Here is a 5,293-nt window from a genome sequence, read left to right on the forward strand (position 1 = left end):
GTCCAGCGCAGAGCGGCCCGGCGCGCAGCTGCGCGCGGCAGGGTCTGCGTGTAGGTCAGGATCAGCGCGCCGATGAGCGCGAGATCGCGCCAGAAGGCTTCCAGATCACCGCTCCCGGTATTCTCGATGTAGCTTGACCAGAAGAGCACCGTGGCAAGCAGCAGTGCCGCCATCCGCAGCCAGACACCGACGAGGACGAGATAGGCGGTGATGAAGATCACGGTCTGACCGACCGCCGCCGCATAGGGTTCCGGCAGCACCGCCGCTGTCAGCGGCGAAGCGTCGGTGCCCGGGATGAGACCGACCGCGACGGCGAGGAAGTAGGACGCGATGACGATGCGGACGAGGTTCTGGCCGCTCTGGCCCAGGTTGTGCGGCTTGACAGCTGTGACCTGCATCATGTGATCCCTTCTCTGGCAACTGGAGACCGAGAACTAAGGTCACTGGTAACGCGGAAACAGTCGTCCCCTTGAGACGGATACTGTCGGCGCAATGCGGCGGCACTTCGGTGCCGATGTGGCAAGATCCGTTAACCAAGCCACAACTTTGTGGCGATCCATTTCCCGGGGGTCATCCAATGCGCCTGCGCCACGGGCATTGTCCCGAAACTGGAAATGCCGCTTCCGGTTGTGGAGCGTCAGCAACCACTCGTCCCGGCGGCGATTCGGGACCGGGCTTGTCGACGGGTTTGGAGACATGCGGGCCTATTCGCCCGCACCCTCCTCCTCCTGATCGGCGATCCGCGCGACCGAGACCACCTCTTCGCCCGCGCCGGTGTCGAAGACCTTGACCCCGCCGGCCGAGCGCGACCTGAAGCTGATCCCCTCGACGGGGCAGCGGATCGACTGGCCGGTGGAGGTGGCGAGCATGATCTGGTCGTCCATCTCGACCGGGAAAGACGCGACGAGCGTGCCGCCACGCATCGCCTTGTCCATCGCCATGACACCCTGGCCGCCGCGTCCCCGCACCGGGTAGTCGTGGCTTGACGAAATCTTGCCCGCCCCCTTCGCGGTGACCGTCAGGATCAGGTCCTCGGCGGCCGACATCTCGGCGTAGCGCTCGGGCGACAGCTGGCCCTCGGCCACCGCCTCCTCGTCCTCGTCCGGCGCCTCGTCCTCGATCACGCCGGCCATGAGACGGCGCTGCTTGAGATAGGCCGCACGCTCCTCCGGGCTCGCCTCGAAGTGGCGGATGACCGACATGGAGACGACGCTGTCGTCCTCGGCCAGCCGGATGCCCCGCACGCCGGTCGAATCCCGGCCCTTGAAGACGCGCACCTCGGTCGTCGGAAAGCGGATCGCCCGGCCGAGTGCCGTCACCAGCATCACGTCGTCGCTTTCGTCGCAGATCCGCGCGTTCACGAGGCTGACGCCCTCGGGGAGCTTCATGGCGATCTTGCCGTTCGACTTGACGTTGGTGAAGTCCGACAGGGCGTTCTGGCGCACGTCGCCGTCGGAGGTGGCGAAGAAGATCTGCAGCGCCTCCCATTCCTCCTCGGGCACGTCGACGGGCATGATCGCGGCGATGGAGACCCCCTGCGGGATCGGCAGGATGTTGATGATCGCCTTGCCCTTCGCGGTCCGCCCACCGAGAGGCAGGCGCCAGCACTTCAGCTTGTAGACCATCCCGTCGGTGGTGAAGAAGAGAAGCTGGGTATGGGTGTTGGCGACGAAGAGCGTGGTGACGACATCGTCCTCCTTCGTCTGCATCGAGGCGAGACCCTTGCCGCCGCGCCGCTGGCTGCGGAACTCGGCCAGCGGGGTGCGCTTGATGTAGCCGCCCGAGGTGATCGTCACGACCATGTCCTCGCGCTCGATCAGGTCCTCGTCCTCCATGTCGCCGGCCCAGTCGACGATCTCGGTGCGGCGCGGAACGGCGAAGGCGTCCTTCACCTCGCGCAACTCGTCCGAGATGATCGCCATGATCCGATCGCGGCTCCCGAGGATGTCGAGGTAGTCCTTGATCCTGGCGGCGAGGTCCCGAAGCTCGTCGGTGACCTCCTTCACCCCCATCGCGGTCAGGCGCTGGAGCCTGAGGTCGAGGATGGCGCGGGCCTGGGTTTCGGAAAGGTTGTAGGTCCCGTCCTCGTTCATCTTGTGGGTCGGGTCGTCGATCAGCCGGATGTAGTCGGCGATCTCGGACGCGGGCCAGCGCCGCGTCATCAGCCGTTCGCGCGCCTCTGCCGGGTCGGCCGAGGCGCGGATCGTCGCCACCACCTCGTCGACATTCGACACCGCGACGGCGAGGCCGCAGAGGATATGGCTGCGCTCGCGCGCCTTCCGCAGTTCGAAGGCCGTCCGCCGCGCCACAACTTCCTCGCGGAAGCTTATGAAATGCATAAGAAAATCGCGCAAGGTGAGCGTCTCGGGCCGGCCGCCGTTCAGCGCCAGCATGTTGCAGCCGAAGGAGGTCTGCATCGGCGTGAACCGCCAGAGCTGGTTCAGCACCACCTCGGCCGTTGCGTCGCGCTTCAGCTCGATGACGACGCGGACGCCGACGCGGTCGCTTTCGTCCTGCACATGGGCGATGCCCTCGATCTTCTTGTCGCGCACCAGTTCGGCGATCTTCTCGATCATCGTCGCCTTGTTCACCTGATAGGGTATTTCATCCAGAACAATGGCATAACGGTCTTTCCTGATCTCCTCGACGCGGGTCTTGGCGCGCACGACGACGCTGCCGCGACCCTCCAGATAGGCCTTGCGCGCGCCCGAGCGGCCAAGGATCAGCCCGCCGGTCGGGAAGTCGGGCGCCGGGATGATCTCCATCAGCGCTTCCATGCTGAGGTCGGGGCTCTCGATCAGTGCCAACGTGCCGTCGATCACCTCGCCGAGGTTGTGCGGCGGGATGTTCGTGGCCATGCCGACGGCGATGCCGCCCGCGCCATTGACCAGCATGTTCGGGAAGCGGGCGGGAAGGACCGTCGGCTCGCGGTCCTTGCCGTCGTAGTTGTCCTGGAAATCGACGGTTTCCTTCTCGATGTCGGCGAGAAGGAAGGCGGCCGGCTTGTCCATCCGGACCTCGGTGTAGCGCATGGCCGCCGGGTTGTCGCCGTCCATCGAGCCGAAGTTGCCCTGGCCGTCGAGCAGCCGCAGCGACATCGAGAAGTCCTGCGCCATCCGCACGAGGGCGTCATAGATCGAGGCGTCGCCGTGAGGGTGGTATTTCCCCATCGTGTCGCCCACCGGGCGGGCGGACTTGCGATAGGGCTTGTCGTGGCTGTTGCCGGTCTCGTGCATGGCGTAGAGGATGCGCCGGTGCACGGGTTTCAACCCGTCGCGCAGGTCCGGGATGGCGCGGCTGACGATCACGCTCATCGCGTAGTCGAGATAGGCCGTCTTCATCTCCTCGGCGATGTCGACGGTGGGTCCGTCGTAGGCCGGGCGCCGCGGCGTTTCCTCAGCGTTTTCAGGGGTTTCCGGCGTGTCGGTCACGGCTTGTCGCCCTTCGTTCAGGGGCCCCATGCGGGCGCTAGATATTGTTGGGCGCGACTATACCCCATGCCATCAGTTGGGTGCAATGGCGGGCAGGGGCTTTCGGCCGGTTCCGGTAACACAAAGATAACACATTGTTTTCATTGCCGTTAACCGCGACTCAGCTAGACTTTCGGCCATGGGCACTGACGGAGGCACTCATGCGCGCGAACACGCCGGGGGCCGAGACGGAGCTGATGCTGAAGGGCTACGGGCTCACGACGGCGGAATTCTACTACCGGATGCCGGATTACCGGCATGTCCTCAACAGCTTCATCTGGCAGGAATACGACCTTGCGCCGGACTATCCGGAGCTCTTCCGTTTCATCGAATTCTGGCAGGAAAGGATCGAGGGGCCGCTGCATTCGGTCCGCTTCACCCACCGCAAGCTGATCGCCCCGGGCGAGTGGCGCAACGTCGTGGGCGAGTTCCGGCTGCATTGACGGCGCGCGTCGGATCGCCGTCCCGCAGGCGTCGGTTCCGCGTCGGTTTTCCGTCCCGACAGGGCGCGCGCCGGACCCGCTCAGGCGGAAACGCCTTCCGCCTCAGGTGCGAGCCGTGCCCAGAGCGCGGGGGCGGTATCGGCGGGAAGCGCGAAGCGCGTGGCGAGCACCCGGGCGAGGTCGTCGACACCCGCAAGCGCGCGCGGGCCCTCTCCGTCCGACACCTGCCGGTCGAAGAGGCTCACCCGCCCGTCCGCCGTCACCCGGTTCAGCATGAGGTGATGCGGAAAGGGCGACAAGGCCCAGCGCGAACAGACGACATTGGCCGCCTCGATGTCCGGCGCGGTGACGGGGACGGCGTCGAAGCCGTAGAGCGCGAACCAGCCGTCCGGCGTGGCGCGTTCCAGCACCGTCTCGCCGGTCGCCGCGTCGGGCCGCAGGCGGAACCGTCCGAGGCGGTCGTCCTGCGCGCCGGCGGTGTCGAGCCGCAGCGGATGTTCCGGGCCGGGGCCGCCGAAGCCCGTGTCGGCGAGCCAGTCCCGCCCCGCGAGGGTCACGACATGGGCGAGATGGGCGCGCGGACCTCCGGCCGCTGCACCCATGCGCACCCGGCCGAGGATGGGCCGGGCGGCGTAGCCGAGCGCGGCAAGCGCCCCACCGAAGAGGCGGTTCAGTTCCAGGCAATAGCCGCCCCGCCCGGCGGCGACGATCTTCTGCCGGAGCGCGCCGTGCGACAGGTCGGGAACCCGGCCGAGGAACGGCTCGGTGTTCTCGAACGGGATGGCGCGCAGCTGCGCGGCCTGAAGGGCGGCAAGGCCGGCGGCCGAGGGCGGCGCGGGCCGATGGCCGATGCGGACGAGGTATGCGGAAAGGTCGAAATCCATGATCGGGTCCGGTGAATGGGCAATGCGTCCCTTTGGCGCGATTGACCGGGTCCGGGCAATCCGCGATAGTGCAGGGGCCCATCCGTTCTTGCATGGCGCAAATGGCCATGACCGACCCGCCCCCCGACTGGAACGACCTGCGCGATGTCCTCCTCATGGCCGAGGCGAAGAGCCTCTCTGAGGCCGCCCGGCGCGCGGGTGTCAGCCAATCCACCATGTCGCGCCGTCTTGTGGCGATCGAGCAGGGCGGCCTAGCCGTCTTCAGCCGCGACGCGGCGGGCGCGCTGGTGCCGACGGCGTTGCGAGCGGTGCGCAAAGGCGGCGTCGTGGTTTGCGCCGGCATCCACATGAGCGACATCCCAAGTTTTCCTTACGATATTTTGTGGGGCGAGCGGGTGGTGCGGTCGGTGGCCAATCTGACGCGCGCCGATGGCGAGGCATTCTTACGACTGGCGCCAAGGGCTGGCGTGCGTACCAGCACGCATTGCTACAGGCT

Annotated in this window: 5 protein-coding genes; 2 read left to right on the forward strand and 3 right to left on the reverse strand. The window is 66.9% G+C overall.

Annotated elements, in window-relative coordinates:
* Positions 1–398 (reverse strand): hypothetical protein (locus F9K34_RS16760; protein ID WP_291338257.1); only part of this gene is annotated, 398 nt, incomplete at its 3' end.
* A 306-nt stretch (positions 399–704) separates the two neighbouring features.
* Positions 705–3,431 (reverse strand): DNA gyrase subunit A, encoded by a 2,727-nt coding sequence (gyrA, locus tag F9K34_RS16765; RefSeq protein WP_291338258.1) that lies wholly within the window; start codon positions 3,429–3,431, stop codon positions 705–707.
* 200 nt (positions 3,432–3,631) lie between these two features.
* Here gyrA and F9K34_RS16770 point away from each other — a divergent pair, with 200 nt between their 5' ends.
* Positions 3,632–3,913, forward strand: coding sequence for an usg protein (locus tag F9K34_RS16770; protein WP_291338259.1), 282 nt, complete (start codon positions 3,632–3,634; stop codon positions 3,911–3,913).
* 80 nt (positions 3,914–3,993) lie between these two features.
* Here F9K34_RS16770 and F9K34_RS16775 read toward each other — a convergent pair whose 3' ends face one another.
* Positions 3,994–4,797 (reverse strand): arylamine N-acetyltransferase family protein, encoded by an 804-nt coding sequence (locus F9K34_RS16775; protein WP_291338260.1) that lies wholly within the window; start codon positions 4,795–4,797, stop codon positions 3,994–3,996.
* Between the two features lie 101 nt (positions 4,798–4,898).
* Between F9K34_RS16775 and F9K34_RS16780 the strand changes: the two genes are divergently transcribed.
* Positions 4,899–5,293, forward strand: a 395-nt coding sequence (locus F9K34_RS16780) for a LysR family transcriptional regulator (protein WP_291338261.1), incomplete at its 3' end; no start/stop codon positions are given.

Source organism: Albidovulum sp. (genome assembly GCF_008933605.1).
In the GTDB taxonomy this organism is placed as follows: domain Bacteria; phylum Pseudomonadota; class Alphaproteobacteria; order Rhodobacterales; family Rhodobacteraceae; genus Albidovulum.